Raw genomic sequence first — 20,839 nt, 5'->3', positions numbered from 1 at the left:
CGTTTTCGTTCCGCCCATCCCGTTCATCGCCTCCGAGCCGCCCGCCTCCGCCGTCCCGCTCACCCGCCGCCGAGCAGCCCGGTCGCCAGGCCGATGACCACCGGGGCGACCCCCACCGCCAGGAACGCGGGCAGGAAGCAGAGCCCCACCGGTGCGGTGATCAGCACCTGCGCCCGCTGCGCCCGGGCGGACGCCTCGCGGGCCCGGGCCGCCCGCAGGCCCTCGGCGTGCCGGGCCACGGCCTCGGCCGCAGGCGCCCCGGAGGAGGCGGCCCGCTCCAGGCATCGGGCCAGCCCCTCCGCACCCGGTATCGCGCCGAACCTCCGCCACACCTCAGCCGGTTCGCCGCCCAGCCTCAGCTCGGCCGCCGTACGGATCAGGCGCTCGCCGACGGGTCCGCCCAACGACCGGCCCACCGCCTCCGCCGACTCCCCCGGTCCGGCACCGGCCGAGGCGCAGGCCGCCAACAGATCGGCGGCCAGCGGGAGCTGACGAACGGTCTCGGCGTCCTCCGGCGAGGCGCCCGAGGGGCGCCGGGCCCGCATGCGGCGCAGCGCCCAGGCGGTGCCGAGCCCGGCCACCAGGCCCGCCACCCCGCCGATCAGCGCGTACGCGCCGAGCCCCGCAGCGCAGGGCACCGCCCAGGCCCGCAACCGAGGCGGGAGCGAAGGGCGCCGCCGCCGCGCCGGCTCGGGCTCCTGCCCCGCCGCGAGCAGGGCCGCGACGCGGAGGCGCAGCCGCCGCTCGCGGCGCCGGTCGGCCGCCGTGCCCGCCGCCCACGCCACGGCGCAGAGCACCACGAGCACCACCGTCATGCCTCCTCCCCTCGGCGCACGATCCGGGCCGCCCACCACAGGCCCAGGGCTTCCAGAGCCCCGCCGACGACCAGACAGCCGAGCCCGGCCGGGGTGTGCAGCAGCACCCGCAGCGGTCGCGCGCCGAGCGCGGCCCCCAGCCCCAGTCCGGCGACCGGCAGCACCGCGAGGACCACGACCGTCGCCCAGGCCCCGGCCAACTGGGCCCGCAGCCGCTCCCGCTGGTCCCGGTGGGCCCGCAGGGACGCCTCCAGGCGGTCGAGCCCCGCGGCCAGGCCCGCGCCACCGTCCACCGCCACCTGCCAGCAGGCCGCCATCCCCGCGAGCCCGTCGGCGCCGTCCCGCCGCGCCGCCCGCCGCAGCGCCTCCGGCACGTCCCCGCCGAACCGGGCCGCCGCCACGACCGCCGCCTCCTGCCCGCCCAGCGCCCCCGTCGTGCGGGCGGCGAACGCGAGGGCCTGCGCGGGCTGCCACCCTGCTCTCAGCTCGCCCGCGACCGCCCCGCACAGGGCCACCACCCCGTCGCCGCGCGCCCCCCGCTCCCGCCGGGCCCCGGCCGCCCGCAGCCGTCGTCCCACCAGCGGCACCGCCACCGCCCCCACGAGCAGCGGCAGGAGCGAGCCCCCGAGCAGCCCGAGCAGGGCCGCCAGGGGCAGGCACAGCCACTCGGGCCGCCCCCGGGCCGCCTCCCGCCACCGCCCGAAGGCCGCCGGCCAGGCCGCAGCACCTCCGCCGGGCACCGCCAGGACCGCCCGAGCCCGGCGGAGCGCCCGCTCCCGCTCGGCCGTCCACCAGAGCGCGCCTCCCGCGCACAGCACCGCCGCCCCCTGCGCCGCGGCACCACCCGTGATCACCGTCATCGGCGTCATCGCCGTCATCGCCGTCATCGCGCTGCCTCCTCGCCCGTCGGCGTCGTCACGGCTCTTCCGATCAGCGACGCCAGCCGCTCCCAGCCCCGCTCCCGCCGGAACCCGTCCACCGCCCAGGACAGCGCGGGCACCGTCACCACCAGCCCCTCCCGGTCCCGCGCGAGGACGTGCACCTCGGCGATGCGCCGCCGCCCCGACCGGTCCCGCACCAGGTGCAGCACCGCGGAGAGTCCGGCGCCCAACTGGCTGTGCAGGGCGGCCCGGTCGAGCCCCGCGGCCGTGCCGAGGGCCTCCAGTCGGGCCGGGACGTCGGCGGCGGTGTTGGCGTGGACGGTGCCGCAGCCGCCCTCGTGACCCGTGTTGAGGGCGGCCAGCAGGTCGACCGCCTCGGGGCCCCTGACCTCGCCGACCACCAGCCGGTCCGGCCGCATCCGCAGCGCCTGCCGCACCAGGTCCCGCAGGGTCACCGAACCGGCTCCCTCCTGATTGGGCGGGCGGGCCTCCAGGCGCACCACGTGCGGGTGGTCGGGGCGCAGTTCGGCCGAGTCCTCGGCGATGACGATCCGCTCCCGCTCACCCACCAGACCGAGCAGCGTGGACAGCAGGGTCGTCTTGCCCGATCCCGTGCCCCCGCTGACGAGGAAGGAGACCCGGGCCTCGACCAGCGCCCGCAGCAGCGGCGCGCCGCCCGGCGGGACGGTGCCGGCCTCGGCCAGCTCCGCCACGGAGAAGGCCCTCGGCCGCACCACCCGCAGCGAGAGACAGGTCGAACCGACCGCGACAGGCGGCAGGACGGCGTGCATCCGGGTGCCGTCCGGCAGGCGCGCGTCCACCCAGGGCCTGGCGTCGTCGAGCCGGCGCCCTGCCACGGCCGCGAGCCGCTGCGCGAGGCGCCGTACCGCCGCGGCGTCCGGGAACGTCACCCGGGTCGGTTCGAGGCCCGCGCCCCGGTCCACCCAGACCCGGTCGGGCGCCGAGACCAGCACGTCTGTGACGCGCGGGTCGGCGAGCAGCGGCTCCAGCGGGCCCGTGCCGACCAGCTCGCTCCGCAACTCCTCCGCCGCGCCGAGCACTTCGGAATCCCCGAGCAGCCTCCCCTGCGCCCGCAGCGCGGCGGCGACCCGTGCCGGGGTCGGCTCCGCACCGCTCTCGGCGAGCCGCTGCCGCACCGCTTCGAGCAGCCCCGCCCCGCTCATGCCGCACGCTCCGGCACGAGGACCCGCTCCCAGAACGCGGTGCAGAAGCGGGCGAGCCCGCCACGGGCGTCGGCACCCGGCGGCGGATCGCCGTCCCGTGCCGCCGAGAGCCCGGGGTCGTAGGGGAGTTCACCCGCGAGGGGGAGCCGCAGGGCGTCGGCGATCCACCGCTCGTCGAGCCCGGGCGCATACGGCCCGCGGACCACCGCGCGCAGGTCCCGCAGCACCATCCCGACCGTCGAGGCCACCCGGTGCGCGGCGGCGACCGCCCGCAACTCGCCGGGGACCAGCAGCAGTCCGAGGTCGAGCTGGGCGAGGGCCTCGGCGACCGCGCCGTCGACCCGGCGGGGCAGATCGACCACGACCACCCCGCCACGCCGACGGGCCGCGGCGAGCACCGAGCGCATGGCCGCGGGCGGCACGCTCACCGAGTCGCCGCGGTCCCAGCTGAGCACCCTGAGCCCCCGCACCGAGGGCAGCGACTCCTCCAGGGCTCCGCCGGCCACCCGGCCCTTCGAGGCGGCGAAGTCGGGCCAGCGCCGCCCTTCGGCCCGCTCCCCACCGAGCAGCACGTCGAGTCCGCCGCCGAGCGGGTCGCCGTCGACGAGCAGGGTGCGCCGCCCGGCCCTCGCGGCGGCGAGCGCGAGGGCGCAGGCGAGGGTCGAGGCCCCCGCACCCCCGCGTCCCCCGATGACGCCGACGGTCAGCGCCTGCCTGCCGACCCCCTCGGCCGCGTCGGCGATCCGGTCGACCAGCCGGGTCTCGTCGCCGGGGAGGATCAGCACGTCGTCCGCGCCGAGCTCGACGGCGCGCCGCCACACGCCCGGGTCGTCGGGGTCGCGGCCGACGAGCAGCACGCCCGGCCTGCGGGTGGCGCCGCGGCAGCGGGCCGCGGCGTCGTCGCCGACGAGGACGAGCGGCGGGTCGGTCCAGCCGCCGCGCTCGGGCACGGTGTGGTGCACCTCGGCGTCGGCACCGGCCGCGGCGCACAGCCGCAGCAGGTCGTCGAGGAGCGCGAGGTCCTCGGTCACGATCAGCGGCCGCGGCGGCCGGGCCCCTCCGTCCCCGGCTCCCCGCCCCGGCCGCGCACCGCCGCCCGCGCTCCCGCCCCGGCCTTTCTCCCCACCCGTTCCCGAGCCCGTTCCCAGACCCGTTCCCGAGCCCGATCCCAGACCCGTTCCCGAGCCCGATCCCAGGTCGGATCCCGAGCCCGATCCCGGTCCGGCACCCGCCGGCGTTCCGGAAGCCTTCGATCCCTCCACGGCACACACCCCTCACGTGAATCCTGCGGTCCGCGAAGTTCGCGGCCGGAATCACCGTGACGCCGACTCGGAAATCGTGTGGATCTTGCTCGAAAACTGTGGATAACCCGGGGGTTGTGAATAACTTCGCCACCCAAACCGGGACTGCCCGGAGAGCAGCACGCCGACTACGCTGAGTAGCGAAATGAGGGTGCACATGCCCGCCCGGCCCTCGCCGGGGCACGGGTCGAAGGGAGGCGCGAAAGTGGTGGAACATCGGACGAAAACGCGTCCGGACATGCGACGACCCCCGCCGGGGGGGAGAGCGGGGGTCGTCTCTCCGGCCGACTCGGGGGGGGAGGAGCCGGTCCGGGTTAGCACGGTCGCGAACGATCCGTGACTTCCATGGTGTACCCGAGAGCCTTCTCAGGCAAACCCACGCGCCCCAGCGTACGCCGAATGGCGGGCACCTATGCTCGGGCTCGTGGAAAACCACTCGATGCCGCGCGCAGCCGCCTTCTTTGACCTGGACAAGACGGTCATTGCGAAGTCCTCGACGCTGACCTTCAGCAAGTCCTTCTACCGGGGCGGACTGATCAGCCGCCGTGCCGCGCTGCGGACGGCCTACATCCAGTTCGTGTTCCTGGTGGGCGGAGCCGATCACGACCAGATGGAGCGGATGCGCGAATACCTTTCCGCGCTCTGCAAAGGCTGGAACGTCGCACAGGTCAAGGAGCTCGTCGCCGAGACCCTGCACGACCTGATCGACCCGATCATCTACGACGAGGCCGCCTCGCTCATCGAGGGCCACCACGCCGCCGGCCGGGACGTCGTGATCGTCTCGACCTCGGGTGCGGAGGTGGTCGAGCCGATCGGAGAGATGCTGGGCGCCGACCGGGTCGTCGCCACCCGGATGGTGGTCGGGGAGGACGGCTGCTTCACCGGCGAGGTGGAGTACTACGCGTACGGCCCGACCAAGGCCGAGGCGGTCCGGGAGCTCGCGGAGTCGGAGGGCTACGACCTCTCCCGCTGTTACGCGTACAGCGACTCGGCGACCGACCTGCCGATGCTGGAGTCGGTGGGCCACCCGTACGCCGTGAACCCCGACCGGACCCTGCGGCGCGAGGCGACGGCCCGGGACTGGCCGGTGCTCGTCTTCGACAAGCCCGTCCGGCTCAAGCAGCGACTGCCCGAGTTCCGCATGCCGCCCCGCCCGGCTCTGGTCGCCGCGGCGGCCGTGGGAGCGGCGGCCGCCACCGCGGGGCTCGTCTGGTACGCCAGCCGCCGCAAGCAGGCCGCGCTCGCGCAGGCGGCCCAGGCAGCCAAGGCCACCGCACTTGCCGATCGCTTTGCCCGGATTTGAGACGAAAGCAAAGAAGCGGAGTCAGGACTTTCGCTTCCTCCCGGACAGGAGTAGAAAGGAAGCAGGCCCGCGAGACCTAGGACATCCGAGAGGATCACCTGTTGAGCATCACGGCCCCACGGACCTAAGCACAGAAACCTGGCACCCACGCGACGTCGACCCTTCGATTAAGGGCCAGCCGCACCAGGCGACGGGCAAAGTTCCCCGCCTGATGGGCACATATCGAGGACGCTTGGTAACTGGGTAGACGTGCCAGCGGCGGTACCGCTCCTTGGTACCGCCGCAACCCATGTCCGGGCCCGGACCGGGCCTTCGGACCGTCAGGCCGCGCCGCGCTGCAGCGCCTCGCAGACGGCCGTCGACTCCCGCACCCCCAGCTCCACCGCGCGCCCGCAGTGCGTGATCCAGGCGCCCACGCCCTCCGGGGTGCCCGAGAGGTACCCCTCGAAGGCGGCGACGTACGCCGCCCGCCCCAGCTCGGCGTGGCCGACCTCGGCCGGGCAGATCGCCTTCGGGTCCAGTCCGCTGCCGATCAGCACGATCCGCTCGGCGGCGCGCGCGATCAGGCCGTTGCGCGAGGTGAAGGGGCGCAGGGCGAGCAGCTCGCCGTGCACCACGGCGGCGGTCACCAGGGCCGGGGCGCTGCCGCCCGCGATGATCAGGTCGGCGAGGCCGTCGAGCCGCCCCGAGACCTCGGCCGGGTCCGGCAGCGGTGCCTCGATCAGCGGCTCGTCGACCGGCTCGCCCGCCTGGCGCGGCCGGCCCGTCGTGTCGCGCGGGTCGCCCTCGGCGACCAGGTGCAGCCGGGCGAGCACCCGCAGCGGGGACTGCCGCCAGATGGACAGGAGCTGGCCGCACTCCGCGCCGAGCCGCAGGGCGGCTCCGATCGTGCGGGCCTCCTCGTCGCCGCTGAAGTCGGTGCGCCGGCGGACCTCCTCCAGGGCCCAGTCGGCGCCCGACAGGGCGGCCGAGCCGCGCGCCCCGCGCAGGGCCGCCTCGGAGGTGATCTCGTTGCTGCGGCGGCGCATCACACGGTGGCCGTAGACCCGGTCGACGGCCTTGCGTACGGAGTCCACCGAGTCGGCGACGCCCGGCAGGGAGCCGAGGGCGGCCAGGGGGTCAGAGGCGTGCGTACTCATAAGTAGGGAGGCTACGCGCCCCGGACCGTCGCCCCACCTTGGAGTGGTCTTCTTCACGCACTTCGACCACGTGGTGCGAGGGAACCACTACCCTAGGTGAACATGAAGATCGCTTTCGTGGGGAAGGGCGGCAGCGGCAAGACCACGCTGTCCTCGCTCTTCATCCGACACCTCGCCGCCGCCGGGGCCCCGGTCGTCGCGGTGGACGCCGACATCAACCAGCACCTCGGGGCGGCGCTCGGCCTCTCCGACGACGAGGCCGCCGCGCTGCCCGCGATGGGCGCGCACCTGCCGCTGATCAAGGAGTACCTGCGGGGTTCCAACCCGCGGATCACCTCCTCCGACACGATGATCAAGACGACTCCGCCCGGGGAGGGCTCGCGGCTGCTCCGGGTCCGCGAGGAGAACCCCGTCTACGAGGCCTGCGCCCGTTCCGTACCGCTCGACGACGGCGGGATCCGGCTGATGGCGACCGGTCCGTTCACCGAGTCGGACCTCGGCGTGGCGTGTTACCACTCGAAGGTCGGCGCCGTGGAGCTGTGCCTGAACCACCTGGTGGACGGGGCCGACGAGTACGTGGTGGTCGACATGACCGCGGGCTCGGACTCCTTCGCCTCGGGCCTGTTCACCCGCTTCGACATGACCTTCCTGGTCGCCGAACCGACCCGCAAGGGCGTCTCCGTCTACCGCCAGTACAAGGAGTACGCGCGGGACTTCGGCGTCGCGCTGCGCGTGGTCGGCAACAAGGTGCAGGGCGCGGACGACGTGGAGTTCCTGCGCGCCGAGGTCGGCGACGACCTGCTGGTGACGGTCGGCCACTCCGACTGGGTCCGCTCCATGGAGAAGGGCCGCCCGCCCCGCTTCGAACTCCTGGAAGCCGCCAACCGCATGGCCCTGCAGGCCCTGCAGAACGCGGCGGACGACTCGTACGCCCACCGCGACTGGGAGCGCTACACGCGCCAGATGGTCCACTTCCACCTGAAGAACGCGGAGAGCTGGGGCAACGCGAAGACCGGGGCCGACCTGGCGGCGCAGGTCGACCCCGGGTTCGTACTGGACGAGCGCCTGGCCGTACCGCAGCCGAGCTGACTCGCCGCCCCCACCGGCGGACGGAGTCCGGCGCAGCGCCCCGAAGCCCGGGAGGCGCCCCGGCGCCGAGCGGTGCGAGGGGAGCAGGAGAAGAGGGGACCGGGGCCGACCTGGCGGCGCAGGTCGACCCCGGGTTCGTACTGTCCGAAGGGTTCAGTGCCGTGCAGCCGGCTTGACCGCGGCCGGGGCGCCCGCGGGGGCGGCCGGCTGGGGGGTCAGGAAGGCCTTCCAGCCGGCCTGCGGGGCCTCGCCCACCTTCAGGGTGCGGAGCTTGGCGACGACGTCCGGGTCCTGGGCGTCGAGCCAGTCGGCGAGCTGGCGGAAGGAGACGCACTTGACGTCCTTCTGCACGCAGACCGTGGCGATGGTGTCCTCGATGGCGCGCATGTACGTGCCGCCGTTCCAGGACTCGAAGTGGTTGCCGATGATCAGCGGCGCGCGGTTGCCCCGGTACGAGCGCTCGAAGGCCTGCACCAGGCCGTCACGCATCTGGTTGCCCCAGTACTCGTGCTGGGACGGGTCGCCCTGCGTCGTACCGGACTGGTTCACCAGGAAGTTGTAGTCCATCGAGAGCGTCTGGAAGGCGCGGCCCGGGACGGGGACGAGCTGCATCGACAGGTCCCAGAGGCCCAGGTCCTTCTTGGGCCAGATCTGGTCGTTGACGCCGCTGGTGTCGTAGCGGAAGCCCATCTGCGCCGCGGCCTGCACGAAGTTCTTGCGGCCCTCCAGGCAGGGGGTGCGGGCGCCGACGAGCTCCTTGTCGTAGTCGAAGGGGAGCGGCTTCTCGCCCTTCAGTCCGGCGTTCGTCTTCCAGTTCTTGACGAAGGACTTGGCCTGGTTGATCTCGCTCTTCCACTCCTCGACCGACCAGGTGCCGACGCCCCCGTCCTTGCCGCAGAAGTGCCCGTTGAAGTGCGTGCCGACCTCGTTGCCCTCCTCCCAGGCCCCGCGCAGCTCGCGCACGGTGTCGCGGATGCCCTCGACGTCGTTGAAGCCGATGTCGGAGCGGCCCGGGGAGTGCTGCGGCGGGTCGTACATCTCGCGCTTGGACTCCGGCAGGAGGTAGACGCCGCTGAGGAAGTACGTCATCTTCGCGCCGTAGCGCTTGCCCACCTTGCGGAAGTGGGAGAAGAGCTTCTGGCTGTCCTCGCCGGCGCCGTCCCAGGAGAACACCACGAACTGCGGTGGCTGCTGACCCGGCTTCAGGCGTTCCCAGACCGGCTGGTCCGGCTGGTTCCCGGTGAAGGCGGTCGAGCCGTCGCCGATCAGCCGCGTCGCGCTCTGCGGGGCCGCGGCCGGCGCCTTCTTGGCGCCCGCACCGCCCCGCGCGCCCTGCTGGGCCGTGTCGCCGGAGCCCGAGCAGCCGGCCAGGCCTGCGGTCAGGGCGACGGCGAGGGCGCCGACGGCGAGCGTCCTCCTGGACGCACGGACAGGGTTCCTTCTCCCGGCGGCTGACATCCGCCCCACCTCTCCTCGGATCCTCGGATTTCCGTACAAGCGGCGTCAACGTCGCACCAGAGCGACCGAGGAGCGTCAACGACAAGCGGCATGGATGCGTTCTGTCACCGGATCCGGTGATTCATTGCCCTATTTGCCCCGAAAATAATGCCGGAGTCTTTACTCCCCATTACCATTCATTTACCGAGAGTCATCCGGAGCGTCACGTCCGTCGTGCCGTACGGCGTCTCTCGGTGTCCCGCCGCTGCACCCCGCACGAGCCGCGACCACGCTGCCCCGGAGGAGACGGGAACATGACCCTCTGCCCCCCTGCCCGCACGACCACCACGACCCGGCCCCGCGTCCAGCGGCCGCACGGCCCGCCGGACGGGCCGCCCCGCCGCTTCCGCATCGCGGGCGCCGACTTCTCCGCCTCGATCGCCGTCTTCCTGATCGCCCTGCCGCTCTCCCTGGGCATCGCCCTCGCCACCGGCGCCCCGCTCCAGGCCGGCCTGGTGGCCGCCGCCGTCGGCGGCATCGTCGCCGGCCGCCTCGGTGGCTCGCCGCTCCAGGTCAGCGGCCCCGCCGCCGGCCTGACCGTGGTCACCGCCGAGCTGATCCAGCGCTACGGCTGGCGCACCACCTGCGCCATCACGGTCCTCGCCGGACTCGCCCAACTCGGCCTCTCCGCCCTGCGGGTGGCCCGGTCCGCGCTCGCCGTCTCGCCCGCCATCGTGCACGGGATGCTCGCGGGCATCGGCGTCACCATCGCCCTCGCGCAGCTGCACATCGTGCTCGGCGGCACCCCCCACAGCTCCGCCGTGGACAACGCCCTCGGCCTGCCCGCCCAGCTCGCGCACGCGTCCGCCGCCGCGCTCGTCGTCAGCGGCCTCACCGTCGCGCTGCTGCTGCTCTGGCCGCGGCTGCCCGGCCGTACGGGACGGATCCTGCGCAAGGCGCCCGCCGCGCTCGCCGCGGTGGCCGCCGCCACGGCCGTCGCCTCGTTCGCCGGGCTCGGCGTGCCCCGGGTCGACCTGCCCTCCTGGAGCAGCCACGCCCTGCCCGGCCTGCCGGAGGGCCCGGTCCTCGGGATCGCGGCCGGCGTGCTCACGATCACGCTGGTCACCAGCGTGCAGTCGCTGCTGTCCGCGGTCGCCGTGGACAAGCTGGCGGCGAAGCGCGCCTTCGACACCGGCACCACGGCCCCGCGCTCCCGGCTCGACCGCGAGCTCGCGGGCCAGGGCGCCGCGAACATGGTCTCGGGGGCGCTCGGCGGCCTGCCGGTCGCCGGCGTCGCGGTGCGCAGCGTGGCGAACGTGTCGGCGGGCGCGGTCAGCCGCCACTCCTCGATGCTGCACGGCCTGTGGATCGTGCTCGCCGCCCTGCTGCTCGTCCCCGTCCTGGACCTCATCCCGCTGCCCGCGCTGGCCGCCCTGGTGATGGTCGTCGGCGTCCAGATGGTCAGCATCACCCACATCCGCTCGGTCACCCGTCACCGTGAAGTCCTGGTGTACGTGGTGACGTTGGCCGGGGTGGTGTTCATCGGCATCCTGGAGGGCGTGGCCCTCGGGATCGCGGTGGCGGTCGCCGTCGCCATGCACCGGCTGGCCCGGACCCGGATCACCCACGAGGAGCGGGACGGGCGACAGGTGGTCCGCATCCGGGGCCAGTTGACCTTCCTCGCCGTGCCCCGGCTGAGCCGGGCCCTGCACCAGATCCCGCCGGGCACCGACGCGGTGGTGGAGCTGGACGGCTCGTTCATGGACCACGCGGCGTTCGAGGCGCTGCACGACTGGCAGTCCGGCCATGTCGCCCACGGCGGCACGGTGGAGACGACCGGCCCCGGCGGCGGCCGGATCGCCGAGCCCGCCCAGGCCGGACGGCATGGCGCGGACGCCGGAGCCGAGACGGGGGCCGGAAGCCCCTCCGCCCGCTCGGGCGCGCACGCGGTGGGCGGCCACTCCTGCTGCCGCCCCTGGACGCCCTGGCGCAACCACCAGTGCGGCGAGCAGCCCCCGGCCGACGACACCGCCGGGACCACCGGGCAGCGGCTGGCCAGCGGCATCGGCGCGTTCCAGCGGAACACGGCCCCGCTGGTCCGCGACGAGCTGGCCCGGCTGGCCCGGGAGGGGCAGCGTCCCTCCCAGCTCTTCCTGACCTGCGCCGACTCCCGGCTGGTCACGAGCATGATCACGTCCAGCGGCCCGGGCGACCTGTTCACCGTGCGCAACGTGGGCAACCTGGTGCCGCTGCCGGGCGAGGAGAGCGGAGACGACTCCGTGGCGGCCGCGATCGAGTACGCGGTGGACGTGCTGCGGGTCGAGTCGATCACGGTCTGCGGCCACTCCGGCTGCGGAGCGATGCAGGCGCTGCTCGGCAGCCGCCCCGACGACCCGCCGAGCCCGTTGCGCCGCTGGCTGAGGCACGGCCGGCCGAGTCTGGAGCGGATGGCGAGCCGCCGGCACGCCTGGGCGAGGATCGCGGGCCGGCTGCCGGCCGACGCGGTCGAGCAGCTCTGCCTGACCAACGTGGTGCAGCAGCTGGAGCACCTGCGGGCGTACGAGCCGGTGGCCCGGCGGCTCGCCGACGGCACGCTGACGCTGCACGGGATGTACTTCCACGTGGGCGAGGCCCAGGCGTATCTGCTGGCCGGCACCGACGAGGTGCACAGCTACGACGACGTGTTCAACCAGGTCCCCCCGGGGGCGGGTTCGCAGGCCGTCCCGCTGGCGGTCGGCGGCGTCGCCCGCGCGTCCTGAACCATTCGTTCCGTTCGCGCGTGAAAGTGTGTGGCCCCCGCTCCCCTCCGCTCGGGGAGCGGGGGCCGCTTCCGCATGTCGCCTCACAGGTCTAAACCAATTGCCCAGAGGCTCTTGTCACCCGGGCATCCGCCTGATGAGCTATGACACGGGACACACAGGCACATAGGGACGCCCTGGGAAATGGGAGATGTCGTGAGCAACGAATCCTTGGCCAATCTGCTCAAGGAAGAGCGCCGCTTCGCGCCGCCGGCCGCGCTGGCCGCGGACGCCAACGTGACGGCGGAGGCCTACGAGCAGGCCAAGGCGGACAGGCTGGGCTTCTGGGCCGAGCAGGCCAAGCGGCTCTCCTGGGCCACCGAGCCGACCGAGACCCTCGACTGGTCGAACCCGCCGTTCGCCAAGTGGTTCGCCGACGGCGAGCTCAACGTCGCGTACAACTGCGTGGACCGCCACGTCGAGGCCGGCAACGGCGACCGCGTCGCCATCCACTTCGAGGGCGAGCCCGGCGACAGCCGGTCGATCACCTACGCCGAGCTCAAGGACGAGGTCTCCAAGGCGGCCAACGCGCTGACCGAGCTGGGCGTCGGCAAGGGCGACCGGGTCGCCGTCTACCTGCCGATGATCCCCGAGGCGGCCATCACCATGCTGGCCTGCGCCCGCATCGGCGCCGCCCACTCGGTCGTCTTCGGCGGCTTCTCGGCCGACGCCGTCGCCTCCCGCATCCAGGACGCCGACGCCAAGCTGGTCGTCACCGCCGACGGCGGCTACCGCCGCGGCAAGCCCTCCGCGCTCAAGCCGGCGATCGACGAGGCCGTCGCCCGCTGTCCGCAGGTCGAGCACGTCCTGGTGGTCCGCCGCACCGGCCAGGAGACCGCCTTCACCGAGGGCCGCGACGTCTGGTGGGACGACATCGTCGCCCGCCAGTCCGCCGAGCACACCCCGGAGGCCTTCGAGGCGGAGCACCCGCTCTTCATCCTCTACACCTCCGGCACCACCGGGAAGCCGAAGGGCATCCTGCACACCTCCGGCGGCTACCTCACCCAGGCCGCGTACACCCACCACGCCGTCTTCGACCTCAAGCCGGAGACCGACGTCTACTGGTGCACGGCCGACATCGGCTGGGTCACCGGCCACTCGTACATCGTGTACGGCCCGCTGGCCAACGGTGCCACCCAGGTCATGTACGAGGGCACCCCGGACACCCCGCACCAGGGGCGCTTCTGGGAGATCATCCAGAAGTACAAGGTCAGCATCTTCTACACGGCGCCGACCGCGATCCGGATGTTCATGAAGTGGGGCGACGAGATCCCCGCCAAGTTCGACCTGTCCTCGCTGCGCGTCCTCGGCTCCGTCGGCGAGCCGATCAACCCCGAGGCGTGGATGTGGTACCGCAAGCAGATCGGTGCCGACAACTGCCCGATCGTGGACACCTGGTGGCAGACCGAGACCGGCGCGATGATGATCGCTCCGCTGCCCGGCGTCACGGAGACCAAGCCCGGCTCGGCCCAGCGCGCGCTGCCCGGCATCTCCGCCACCGTCGTCGACGACGAGGCGAACGAGGTCCCGAACGGGGGCGGCGGCTACCTGGTCCTCACCGAGCCGTGGCCGTCGATGCTCCGCACCATCTGGGGCGACGACCAGCGGTTCATCGACACCTACTGGTCCCGCTTCGAGGGCAAGTACTTCGCCGGCGACGGCGCGAAGAAGGACGAGGACGGCGACATCTGGCTGCTCGGCCGGGTCGACGACGTCATGCTCGTCTCCGGCCACAACATCTCCACCACCGAGGTCGAGTCCGCGCTGGTCTCCCACCCGGCCGTCGCCGAGGCCGCCGTGGTCGGCGCCGCCGACGAGACCACCGGCCAGGCCATCGTCGCCTTCGTGATCCTGCGCGGCACGGCCAGCGAGGACGAGGCCCTCGTCGCCGAGCTGCGCAACCACGTCGGCAAGACCCTCGGCCCGATCGCCAAGCCCAAGCGCGTCCTGCCGGTGGCCGAGCTGCCCAAGACCCGCTCCGGCAAGATCATGCGCCGCCTGCTGCGGGACGTCGCCGAGAACCGCGAGCTGGGCGACGTCACCACCCTGACGGACTCCTCGGTCATGGACCTCATCCAGACCAAGCTGCCGGCCGCCTCCAGCGAGGACTGAGCCCCGGCACAGGCCGAAGGCGCCCGCCCCGCGCACCGCGGGGCGGGCGCCTTCGCGTTGTCCACAGGCTGGGGAGCCGCCGGGAGCACGGGGGAGACGGTTGTCCACAGGTCGCTCCGCTCACGTGCCCGCGTCCTGTTATGCACCTAAAGTGAAGATCGCCGGACACCACCGCGCGTCGTTAGGTAAAGTAAGGACCGCGTCAGTGACGCGACAAGAACACCTAGGTGCGCCGGGAAGTCTGGTCGGCATGTGCTTCGCCCTGCCCACCGACCGGAGGTTCTCACCGTGCCCGCGCCCGCGCCCACCCCCACCCCCACCGACCGCAGGTTCCTCGGCCGGCTGTCGCTCCCCGAGCGCCGCTACATCGCCGACGCGCTGCGCACCGAGACCGTCGGCGGCGTGCTCCTGCTGCTCGCCGCCATCGCCGCGCTCATCTGGGCCAACACGCCCCTGAAGGACAGCTACGCGGCCATCCGGGACTTCCACATAGGCCCGGCCGCCCTCGGCCTCGACCTGTCGATCCAGCACTGGGCGGCCGACGGCCTGCTCGCGATCTTCTTCTTCGTCGCGGGCATCGAGCTCAAGCGCGAGCTCGTCGCGGGCGAGCTGCGCGACCCCAAGGCCGCCGCGCTCCCGGTGATCGCCGCAGTCTGCGGCATGGCCGTGCCCGCCCTGGTCTACACGCTGGTCAACGTGGCCGGGGACGGCAGCCTCGACGGCTGGGCGGTGCCCACCGCCACGGACATCGCCTTCGCGCTCGCCGTCCTCGCCGTGATCGGCACCTCGCTGCCCTCGGCCCTGCGCGCCTTCCTGCTCACCCTCGCCGTCGTCGACGACCTGTTCGCCATCCTGATCATCGCGGTCTTCTTCACCGGCGACCTGAACTTCGCCGCCCTCGGCGGCGCCTTCGCCGGCCTCGTCGTCTTCTGGCTGCTGCTGCGCAAGGGCGTGCGCGGCTGGTACGTCTACGTCCCGCTCGCCCTGGTCATCTGGGGCCTGATGTACAACAGCGGCGTCCACGCCACCATCGCCGGCGTCGCCATGGGCCTGATGCTGCGCTGCACCACCCGGGAGGGCGAGGAGCACTCCCCCGGCGAGCACATCGAGCACCTGGTCCGGCCGATCTCCGCCGGTCTGGCCGTGCCGCTGTTCGCCCTGTTCTCCGCCGGCGTCACGGTCTCCGGCGGCGCCCTCGGCGACGTCTTCACCCAGCCCGTCACCCTCGGCGTCGTGCTCGGCCTCGTCGTCGGCAAGGCCGTCGGCATCTTCGGCGGCACCTGGCTCGCCGCCCGCTTCACCAGGGCCTCGCTCAACCCCGACCTGGCCTGGCCGGACGTCTTCGCCGTCGCCTCGCTCGCCGGCATCGGCTTCACCGTCTCGCTGCTCATCGGCGAACTGGCCTTCATCGACGACCCCGCGCTGATGGAGGAGGTGAAGGCCTCGGTCCTGGTCGGCTCCCTGATCGCCGCCGTGCTCGCCTCCGTGCTGCTGAAGCTGCGGGTCCGCAAGTACCAGGCGCTCATCGCGGACGAGGAGCGCGACGAGGACCACGACGGCATCCCTGACGTGTACGAGGAGCACAACCCCGAGTTCCATCTGCGGATGGCGGAGATCTACGAGAAGAAGGCCGCGGAACACCGACAGCGCGCCCAACTGGCGGGGGCATCGCGCGACGAGGCCGACCGTCCGGCATGATCTGAGGTCGGACCGTTACAGGAGAAGAGGGAGCAGCGATGAGCGACCCGTTCGACGGAGCCGAGCGCAGCCTCGGTCAGCTGGTCGCCTCGGCGACCGCCGAGATGTCCGCGCTGGTGCACGACGAGATCGCCCTGGCGAAGGCGGAGATCAAGCAGGACGTCAAGCGCGGGGCGATGGGCAGCGCGGCCGGTCTGGTGGCCGTCGTGGTGCTGCTCTTCTCGCTGCCGCTGCTGAGCTTCGCGCTCGCCTACGGCATCCAGGCCTGGAGCCACTGGCACATCTCGGTCTGCTTCCTGCTCTCCTTCGCGGCGAACGTGCTGCTCGCGGTGCTGCTCGGGCTCGTGGCCTACGCCAAGTTCCGCAAGGTGAAGCCGCCGGAGAAGTCCATCGCCTCGGCCAAGCAGACCGCCGCGATCATGCAGAACGTCAAGCCGCACCCCCGCCCGGCCGACGCCGCGGCGCAGGACAAGGCCGCTGTTGTGGCACGCTCGTCTGCATGACCGTCCCTGAGAGCAGCAACGGCAGCGGCACCGGAAGCGGGCCCGGCACCGGAGGTCCGGTGCGGATCGAGGGACCGTGGACCCACCGCGACGTGGCGGCCAACGGTGCCCGCTTCCACATCGCGGAGATGGGCGACGGCCCGCTGGTCCTGCTGCTGCACGGCTTCCCGCAGTTCTGGTGGACCTGGCGCCACCAGCTGCCCGTGCTCGCCGAGGCCGGTTTCCGGGCCGTGGCGATGGACCTGCGGGGCGTGGGCGGCAGCGACCGCACGCCGCGGGGTTACGACCCGGCCAACCTGGCCCTCGACATCACCGGCGTGATCCGCTCGCTCGGCGAGCCCGACGCGGCGCTCGTCGGCCACGACCTGGGCGGCTACCTCGCCTGGACGGCGGCCGTGATGCGGCCGAAGCTGGTGCGCCGCCTGGTGGTGTCCTCGATGCCCCACCCGCGGCGCTGGCGCTCGGCGATGCTCTCGGACTTCGCGCAGTCCCGTGCCGGTTCCCACGTGTGGGGCTTCCAGCGCCCGTGGCTGCCGGAGCGTCAGCTCGTCGCGGACGACGCGGCGCTGGTGGGCCGGCTGATCGAGGACTGGTCCGGGCCGAACCCCCGGTCGGCCGCGGACGACGAGGCGATCGAGGTCTACCGGCGAGCGATGCGCATCCCGTCCACGGCGCACTGCTCGATCGAGCCGTACCGCTGGATGGTGCGCTCCCTGGCCCGGCCCGACGGGGTGCAGTTCAACCGGCGCATGAAGCGGCCGGTGCGGGTGCCCACGCTGCACCTGCACGGCTCGCTCGACCCGGTGATGCGGACGCGTAGCGCGGCCGGTTCCGGGCAGTATGTGGAGGCGCCGTACCGCTGGCGGCTCTTCGACGGCCTCGGGCACTTCCCCCACGAGGAGGACCCGGCGGCGTTCTCCACGGAGCTCGTCAACTGGCTGAAGGACCCCGAACCGGACCGCTGACGCGCAGGAGTTCATCGAACTGCCATGTGCCCCGCGCATACGCCAATTGGCGGCCCCCCGGGCGGTTACCGACCTTGGGCCCCGGGCAGACGTCCCGGTATGGGCTGGACGCACGACTACGGTGACACCGCACGCGACCGCCGCTCGATCGGCGGCCCGGAGGCCCCGCAAGGGGGCGGCACACGAGAGCACGGCCACGCGCACCCCGCGCGGGACGTGGGCATCTCGCGCATCCTGCGACGCAGGGCCCGCTGGGTCTCGGCCCGGCTGCGCCATCCCCGTACGTAGGACGGGGCGCCCTCGTACGCGGGGCGGTCATCCTCACGCGCACGGCGGGCCCCCGGGCCCGCCGTCACCCCTGTTCCGGCGGACCGGCCTTACAGGGCGCACCCCTGGGTGTCGACCTGCTGGTTGGCGGCGCGGCCCTGGGCGATGTCGCCCTTGATCTCGTCGACCGTCAGCGCGTAGCCGGTGTCGGCGTCGTCGAGGGAGCGGGCGAAGATCACGCCGTACACCTCGCCCTCCGGGGTGAGCAGCGGGCCGCCGGAGTTGCCCTGACGGACCGTCGCGTACAGCGAGTACACGTCCCTGCGCACCTCGCCGCGGTGGTAGATGTCGGGGCCCTTGGCGCTGATCCGGCCGCGGACGCGGGCGGAGCGGACGTCGTAGGCGCCGTTCTCCGGGAAGCCGGCCACGATGGCGCTGTCGCCGCTGTGGGCGTCCTCGTCGGTGAAGCGGAGCGGCTTGGCGTCGAGGTCCGGCACGTCGAGCACGGCGATGTCGCGCTTCCAGTCGTAGAGCACGACCTTGGCGTCGTAGAGCTTGCCCTCGCCGCCTATCTGCACGGTCGGCTCGTCGACCCCGCCGACGACGTGGGCGTTGGTCATGACCCGGCGGTCGGCGAAGACGAAGCCGGTGCCTTCGAGGACCTTTCCGCAGCTCGGCGCGGTGCCGACGACCTTGACGATGGAGCGCTGCGCGCGGTCGGCGACCGGGCTGCCGGCGAGCGCCGGGTCGGGCGGCCGGACCTCGGTGATGGGCTCGTTCGCGAACGGGCTGAAGACCTGGGGGAAGCCGTTCTGCGCGAGCGTCGAGGTGAAGTTGGTGAACCAGGTGGACGCCTGATCGGGCATCAACTGCTCGACCCCGAGCAGTACCCGGGAGTTGCGTACCTCCTTGCCCACCGTAGGCATCGCGGTGCGCGCGAGCGCGGAGCCGAGCAGCCAGGCCACGAGGAGCATCGCCACCACGTTGACCAGGGCGCCGCCGGTGGCGTCCAGGGCGCGCGCGGGCGACCAGGTGATGTGCCGGCGGAGCTTGTTGCCGAGGTGGGTGGTGAAGGCCTGGCCGACCGAGGCGCAGACGATGACCACGATCACGAAGATCACGGTCGCCGTCGTGGTGACCTGGCTGTGGTCGGTCAGGGCGTTCCAGATGACCGGGAGCAGCAGCACGGCGACGAGACCGCCGCCGAGGAACCCGACGACCGACAGGATGCCGACCACGAATCCCTGGCGGTAACCGATGATCGCGAACCACACGGCGGCGAGCAGCAAGATGATGTCCAGCACGTTCACCGTCAATAGCCTCGCAGATTCGTCTTCGGTCGACCGGGGTCAGCCTGTCATGAGCGCCAGTCGAGCGGGACCTGCTTCGACCGGTCCCAGGGGCGCTCCCAGCCCGAGTAGTGCAGGATCCGGTCGATCACGCCGGCGGTGAAACCCCAGACCAGGGCCGATTCGACGAGGAACGCGGGGCCCGTGTGACCGCTCGGGTGGAGCGAGGTCGCGCGGTTCGCGGGGTCCGTGAGATCCGCCACGGGGACGGTGAAGACCCGGGCGGTCTCGGCGGGGTCGACGACCCCGACCGGGGTGGGGGCCCGCCACCAGCCGAGCACGGGGGTGACCACGAAGCCGCTCACCGGGATGTAGAGCCGGGGCAGCACGCCGAAGAGCTGGACGCCGGAGGGGTCGAGGCCGGTCTCCTCCCGCGCCTCCCTCAGCGCGGCCCGCAGCAGGCCGCCGTCGGCCGGGTCGCCGTCCTCGGGGTCGAGGGCGCCGCCCGGGAAGGAGGGCTGCCCGGCGTGCGAGCGGAGGGTGCCGGCGCGCTCCATGAGCAGCAGCTCGGGGCCGCGCTCGCCCTCGCCGAAGAGGATGAGCACGGCGGACTGCCGGCCCGCCCCGTTCGCGGGCGGCAGGAAGCGGCTGAGCTGCTCGGGCGCGACCGTTCGCGCGGCCCTCTCGACGGGTGCCAGCCAGTCCGGCAGGCCGGCACCGCTGATCAGCCCGCCCGTTCCGTGGATCTCTTCACCAGTGCGCGTCATAGGCACCCCCGTGGTTCACAACGCGATCGGAGTGTGGGTTCGTTCCCTCACGAGCTCGCGCCCAGCGGCGGAGCAGGGCGGCCGGGATAGTCCGGGGGCGGGTTGAGCCGCTGGCCCGGGAAGCCGCCCTTCTCGTACTTCAGGAGCTTCTTCGCCTTCTCCGGGTCCGTCTCGCCCTCCCCGTACGCGGGGCAGAGGTGGGTGATCGGGCAGGCGCCGCAGGCGGGCTTGCGGGCGTGGCAGATGCGGCGGCCGTGGAAGATCACCCGGTGCGAGAGCATCGTCCACTCGCTCTTCGGGAAGATCCCGGCGACTTCCGCCTCGATCTTCACCGGGTCCTCCTGCTCGGTCCACTTCCAGCGGCGGGCGAGCCGCATGAAGTGGGTGTCCACGGTGATGCCGGGCACTCCATAGGCGTTGCCGAGGACGACGAAGGCGGTCTTGCGGCCGACGCCGGGCAGGGTGACCAGGTCCTCCAGGCGGCCGGGGACCTCGCCCCCGAAGTCGTCCCGGAGGGCGGCGGCCAGGCCCATGATCGACTTGGTCTTGGCGCGGAAGAACCCGGTCGGACGGATCAGCTCCTCGACCTCCTCGGGGACGGCGGCGGCCAGGTCCTCGGGGGTCGGGTACTTCGCGAAGAGCGCCGGGGTGGTCTGGTTGACCCGCAGGTCGGTGGTCTGCGCCGACATGACCGTGGCGACCAGGAGCTCGAAGGGATTGCGGAAGTCGAGCTCGGGATGGGCGTACGGGTAGACCTCGGCGAGCTCCCGGTTGATCTTCCTGGCCCTCCGCACCATGGCGAGGTGCGACTCGGGCCTGGTCGCCTTGGCGGGCTTCACGACGGCCTTCACCGGCTTCGCGGCGCCGTCGACCGGCTCCGCGGCCTTCGTGACGGCTTTCGCGGCCTTCGCGGGCTTCGCCGCGGCCTTTGCCGGCTTCGTCGTGGCCTTGGCGGGCTCGGGCGCGGCCTTCACGGGCTTCGCCGCGGCCTTGGCGGGGTTCGTCACGGCCTTCACTGCCTTCGCCGCGGCCTTGGCGGGCTTGGCCGCGGCCTCCGGACCCGCGGACTCCGCCGCCGTCGCCTTCGCCTTCGCCCCGGACCGCTTCACCGCTGCGCGTTTCGTCGCTTTCGTCTGTTTCGACACGCCGTGTTCGCCCACGGCGGAATTACCTTCGTCCGGCACTCTTCCAGCCCCCTTGGCCTGTGCTCTCACCGGCGAGTTGGACACCCGGCCAGCCTAGGCGCCGCCACCGACATCCGCCCCGTGCGGTACCGATCACGACCCAATCG

The 20,839-nt window shown here is 73.1% G+C and carries 17 protein-coding genes; 8 read left to right on the top strand and 9 right to left on the bottom strand.

Going from position 1 to position 20,839, the window contains the following annotated elements:
* Window positions 1-59 precede the first annotated feature (59 nt).
* Genes ABD981_RS22015 through ssd form a run of 4 tightly spaced genes read right to left on the bottom strand, consistent with a single transcriptional unit; the run spans window position 60 to window position 3,911 of the window.
* Window positions 60-815: a type II secretion system F family protein gene (locus ABD981_RS22015; protein ID WP_046910181.1), complete on the bottom strand. Its 756-nt coding sequence runs from the start codon at window positions 813-815 to the stop codon at window positions 60-62.
* On the bottom strand, window positions 812-1,693 hold the full coding sequence (locus ABD981_RS22010; RefSeq protein ID WP_240495377.1) for a type II secretion system F family protein: 882 nt from the start codon (window positions 1,691-1,693) through the stop codon (window positions 812-814). Before ABD981_RS22010 ends, ABD981_RS22015 begins: the two co-directional genes overlap by 4 nt.
* A gap of 5 nt (window positions 1,694-1,698) precedes the next feature.
* Complete coding sequence (locus ABD981_RS22005) at window positions 1,699-2,880, bottom strand: TadA family conjugal transfer-associated ATPase (protein ID WP_046910182.1); 1,182 nt, start codon at window positions 2,878-2,880, stop codon at window positions 1,699-1,701.
* On the bottom strand, window positions 2,877-3,911 hold the full coding sequence (gene ssd, locus ABD981_RS22000; RefSeq protein ID WP_382748340.1) for a septum site-determining protein Ssd: 1,035 nt from the start codon (window positions 3,909-3,911) through the stop codon (window positions 2,877-2,879). Before ssd ends, ABD981_RS22005 begins: the two co-directional genes overlap by 4 nt.
* Before the next feature lie 682 nt (window positions 3,912-4,593).
* Here ssd and ABD981_RS21995 point away from each other — a divergent pair.
* Window positions 4,594-5,484, top strand: coding sequence for an HAD family hydrolase (locus ABD981_RS21995; RefSeq protein WP_046910183.1), 891 nt, complete (start codon window positions 4,594-4,596; stop codon window positions 5,482-5,484).
* 320 nt (window positions 5,485-5,804) lie between these two features.
* Here the strand turns inward: ABD981_RS21995 and ABD981_RS21990 are convergent, their stop codons facing one another.
* Window positions 5,805-6,623 carry a Fic family protein gene (locus tag ABD981_RS21990; RefSeq protein ID WP_046910184.1) on the bottom strand — a complete coding sequence of 273 codons (819 nt, stop codon included), beginning with the start codon at window positions 6,621-6,623 and terminating at the stop codon, window positions 5,805-5,807.
* 102 nt (window positions 6,624-6,725) lie between these two features.
* Between ABD981_RS21990 and ABD981_RS21985 the strand changes: the two genes are divergently transcribed.
* Complete coding sequence (locus ABD981_RS21985) at window positions 6,726-7,712, top strand: ATP-binding protein (RefSeq protein ID WP_046910225.1); 987 nt, start codon at window positions 6,726-6,728, stop codon at window positions 7,710-7,712.
* Between the two features lie 153 nt (window positions 7,713-7,865).
* On the opposite strand, the gene ABD981_RS21980 is transcribed toward ABD981_RS21985, so the two are convergent.
* Complete coding sequence (locus tag ABD981_RS21980; RefSeq protein ID WP_046910185.1) at window positions 7,866-9,170, bottom strand: polysaccharide deacetylase family protein; 1,305 nt, start codon at window positions 9,168-9,170, stop codon at window positions 7,866-7,868.
* Window positions 9,171-9,463: 293 nt separating this feature from the next.
* Here ABD981_RS21980 and ABD981_RS21975 point away from each other — a divergent pair, with 293 nt between their 5' ends.
* From ABD981_RS21975 to ABD981_RS21950, 6 genes are all read left to right on the top strand, one after another.
* Window positions 9,464-11,908 carry a SulP family inorganic anion transporter gene (locus ABD981_RS21975; protein ID WP_046910186.1) on the top strand — a complete coding sequence of 815 codons (2,445 nt, stop codon included), beginning with the start codon at window positions 9,464-9,466 and terminating at the stop codon, window positions 11,906-11,908.
* Between the two features lie 183 nt (window positions 11,909-12,091).
* Window positions 12,092-14,059, top strand: coding sequence for an acetate--CoA ligase (gene acs / locus ABD981_RS21970; RefSeq protein ID WP_205628255.1), 1,968 nt, complete (start codon window positions 12,092-12,094; stop codon window positions 14,057-14,059).
* A 288-nt stretch (window positions 14,060-14,347) separates the two neighbouring features.
* Entirely contained in the window at window positions 14,348-15,757 is a 1,410-nt protein-coding gene (nhaA, locus tag ABD981_RS21965; RefSeq protein ID WP_046910188.1) for a Na+/H+ antiporter NhaA, read from the top strand.
* 38 nt (window positions 15,758-15,795) lie between these two features.
* Window positions 15,796-16,260 (top strand): phage holin family protein, encoded by a 465-nt coding sequence (locus ABD981_RS21960; RefSeq protein ID WP_046910189.1) that lies wholly within the window; start codon window positions 15,796-15,798, stop codon window positions 16,258-16,260.
* Window positions 16,257-17,225 (top strand): alpha/beta fold hydrolase, encoded by a 969-nt coding sequence (locus tag ABD981_RS21955; RefSeq protein WP_046910190.1) that lies wholly within the window; start codon window positions 16,257-16,259, stop codon window positions 17,223-17,225. The genes ABD981_RS21960 and ABD981_RS21955 overlap by 4 nt, the downstream gene beginning before the upstream one ends.
* A 99-nt stretch (window positions 17,226-17,324) precedes the next feature.
* A complete protein-coding gene (locus tag ABD981_RS21950) occupies window positions 17,325-17,513 on the top strand; it encodes a hypothetical protein (RefSeq protein ID WP_123954896.1) in 189 nt (62 codons plus the stop codon).
* Between the two features lie 89 nt (window positions 17,514-17,602).
* On the opposite strand, the gene ABD981_RS21945 is transcribed toward ABD981_RS21950, so the two are convergent.
* Genes ABD981_RS21945 through nth form a run of 3 tightly spaced genes read right to left on the bottom strand, consistent with a single transcriptional unit; the run spans window position 17,603 to window position 20,657 of the window.
* Window positions 17,603-18,802: a MarP family serine protease gene (locus ABD981_RS21945; protein ID WP_046910191.1), complete on the bottom strand. Its 1,200-nt coding sequence runs from the start codon at window positions 18,800-18,802 to the stop codon at window positions 17,603-17,605.
* A gap of 47 nt (window positions 18,803-18,849) precedes the next feature.
* A complete protein-coding gene (locus ABD981_RS21940) occupies window positions 18,850-19,548 on the bottom strand; it encodes an NUDIX hydrolase (protein ID WP_046910192.1) in 699 nt (232 codons plus the stop codon).
* A gap of 47 nt (window positions 19,549-19,595) precedes the next feature.
* Window positions 19,596-20,657 carry an endonuclease III gene (nth, locus tag ABD981_RS21935; protein ID WP_338058648.1) on the bottom strand — a complete coding sequence of 354 codons (1,062 nt, stop codon included), beginning with the start codon at window positions 20,655-20,657 and terminating at the stop codon, window positions 19,596-19,598.
* Between the last annotated feature and the right edge of the window lie 182 nt (window positions 20,658-20,839).

It is taken from the genome of Streptomyces showdoensis (assembly GCF_039535475.1).
GTDB lineage: Bacteria > Actinomycetota > Actinomycetes > Streptomycetales > Streptomycetaceae > Streptomyces > Streptomyces showdoensis.
The sequence above is the reverse complement of the archived record's forward strand: the minus strand, read 5'-3'. Positions and strand labels throughout refer to the sequence as shown.

Excerpts from the sequence above, each read along its gene's own strand:
- ABD981_RS22015 (WP_046910181.1), bottom strand. The coding sequence starts at position 815 with ATGACGGTGGTGCTCGTGGTGCTCTGCGCCGTGGCGTGGGCGGCGGGC.
- ABD981_RS22010 (WP_240495377.1), bottom strand. The coding sequence starts at position 1,693 with ATGACGGCGATGACGCCGATGACGGTGATCACGGGTGGTGCCGCGGCG.
- ABD981_RS22005 (WP_046910182.1), bottom strand. The coding sequence starts at position 2,880 with ATGAGCGGGGCGGGGCTGCTCGAAGCGGTGCGGCAGCGGCTCGCCGAG.
- ABD981_RS21995 (WP_046910183.1), top strand. The coding sequence starts at position 4,594 with ATGCTCGGGCTCGTGGAAAACCACTCGATGCCGCGCGCAGCCGCCTTC.
- ABD981_RS21990 (WP_046910184.1), bottom strand. The coding sequence starts at position 6,623 with ATGAGTACGCACGCCTCTGACCCCCTGGCCGCCCTCGGCTCCCTGCCG.
- ABD981_RS21985 (WP_046910225.1), top strand. The coding sequence starts at position 6,726 with ATGAAGATCGCTTTCGTGGGGAAGGGCGGCAGCGGCAAGACCACGCTG.
- ABD981_RS21980 (WP_046910185.1), bottom strand. The coding sequence starts at position 9,170 with ATGTCAGCCGCCGGGAGAAGGAACCCTGTCCGTGCGTCCAGGAGGACG.
- ABD981_RS21975 (WP_046910186.1), top strand. The coding sequence starts at position 9,464 with ATGACCCTCTGCCCCCCTGCCCGCACGACCACCACGACCCGGCCCCGC.
- acs (WP_205628255.1), top strand. The coding sequence starts at position 12,092 with ATGGGAGATGTCGTGAGCAACGAATCCTTGGCCAATCTGCTCAAGGAA.
- ABD981_RS21960 (WP_046910189.1), top strand. The coding sequence starts at position 15,796 with ATGAGCGACCCGTTCGACGGAGCCGAGCGCAGCCTCGGTCAGCTGGTC.
- ABD981_RS21955 (WP_046910190.1), top strand. The coding sequence starts at position 16,257 with ATGACCGTCCCTGAGAGCAGCAACGGCAGCGGCACCGGAAGCGGGCCC.
- ABD981_RS21950 (WP_123954896.1), top strand. The coding sequence starts at position 17,325 with ATGGGCTGGACGCACGACTACGGTGACACCGCACGCGACCGCCGCTCG.
- ABD981_RS21940 (WP_046910192.1), bottom strand. The coding sequence starts at position 19,548 with ATGACGCGCACTGGTGAAGAGATCCACGGAACGGGCGGGCTGATCAGC.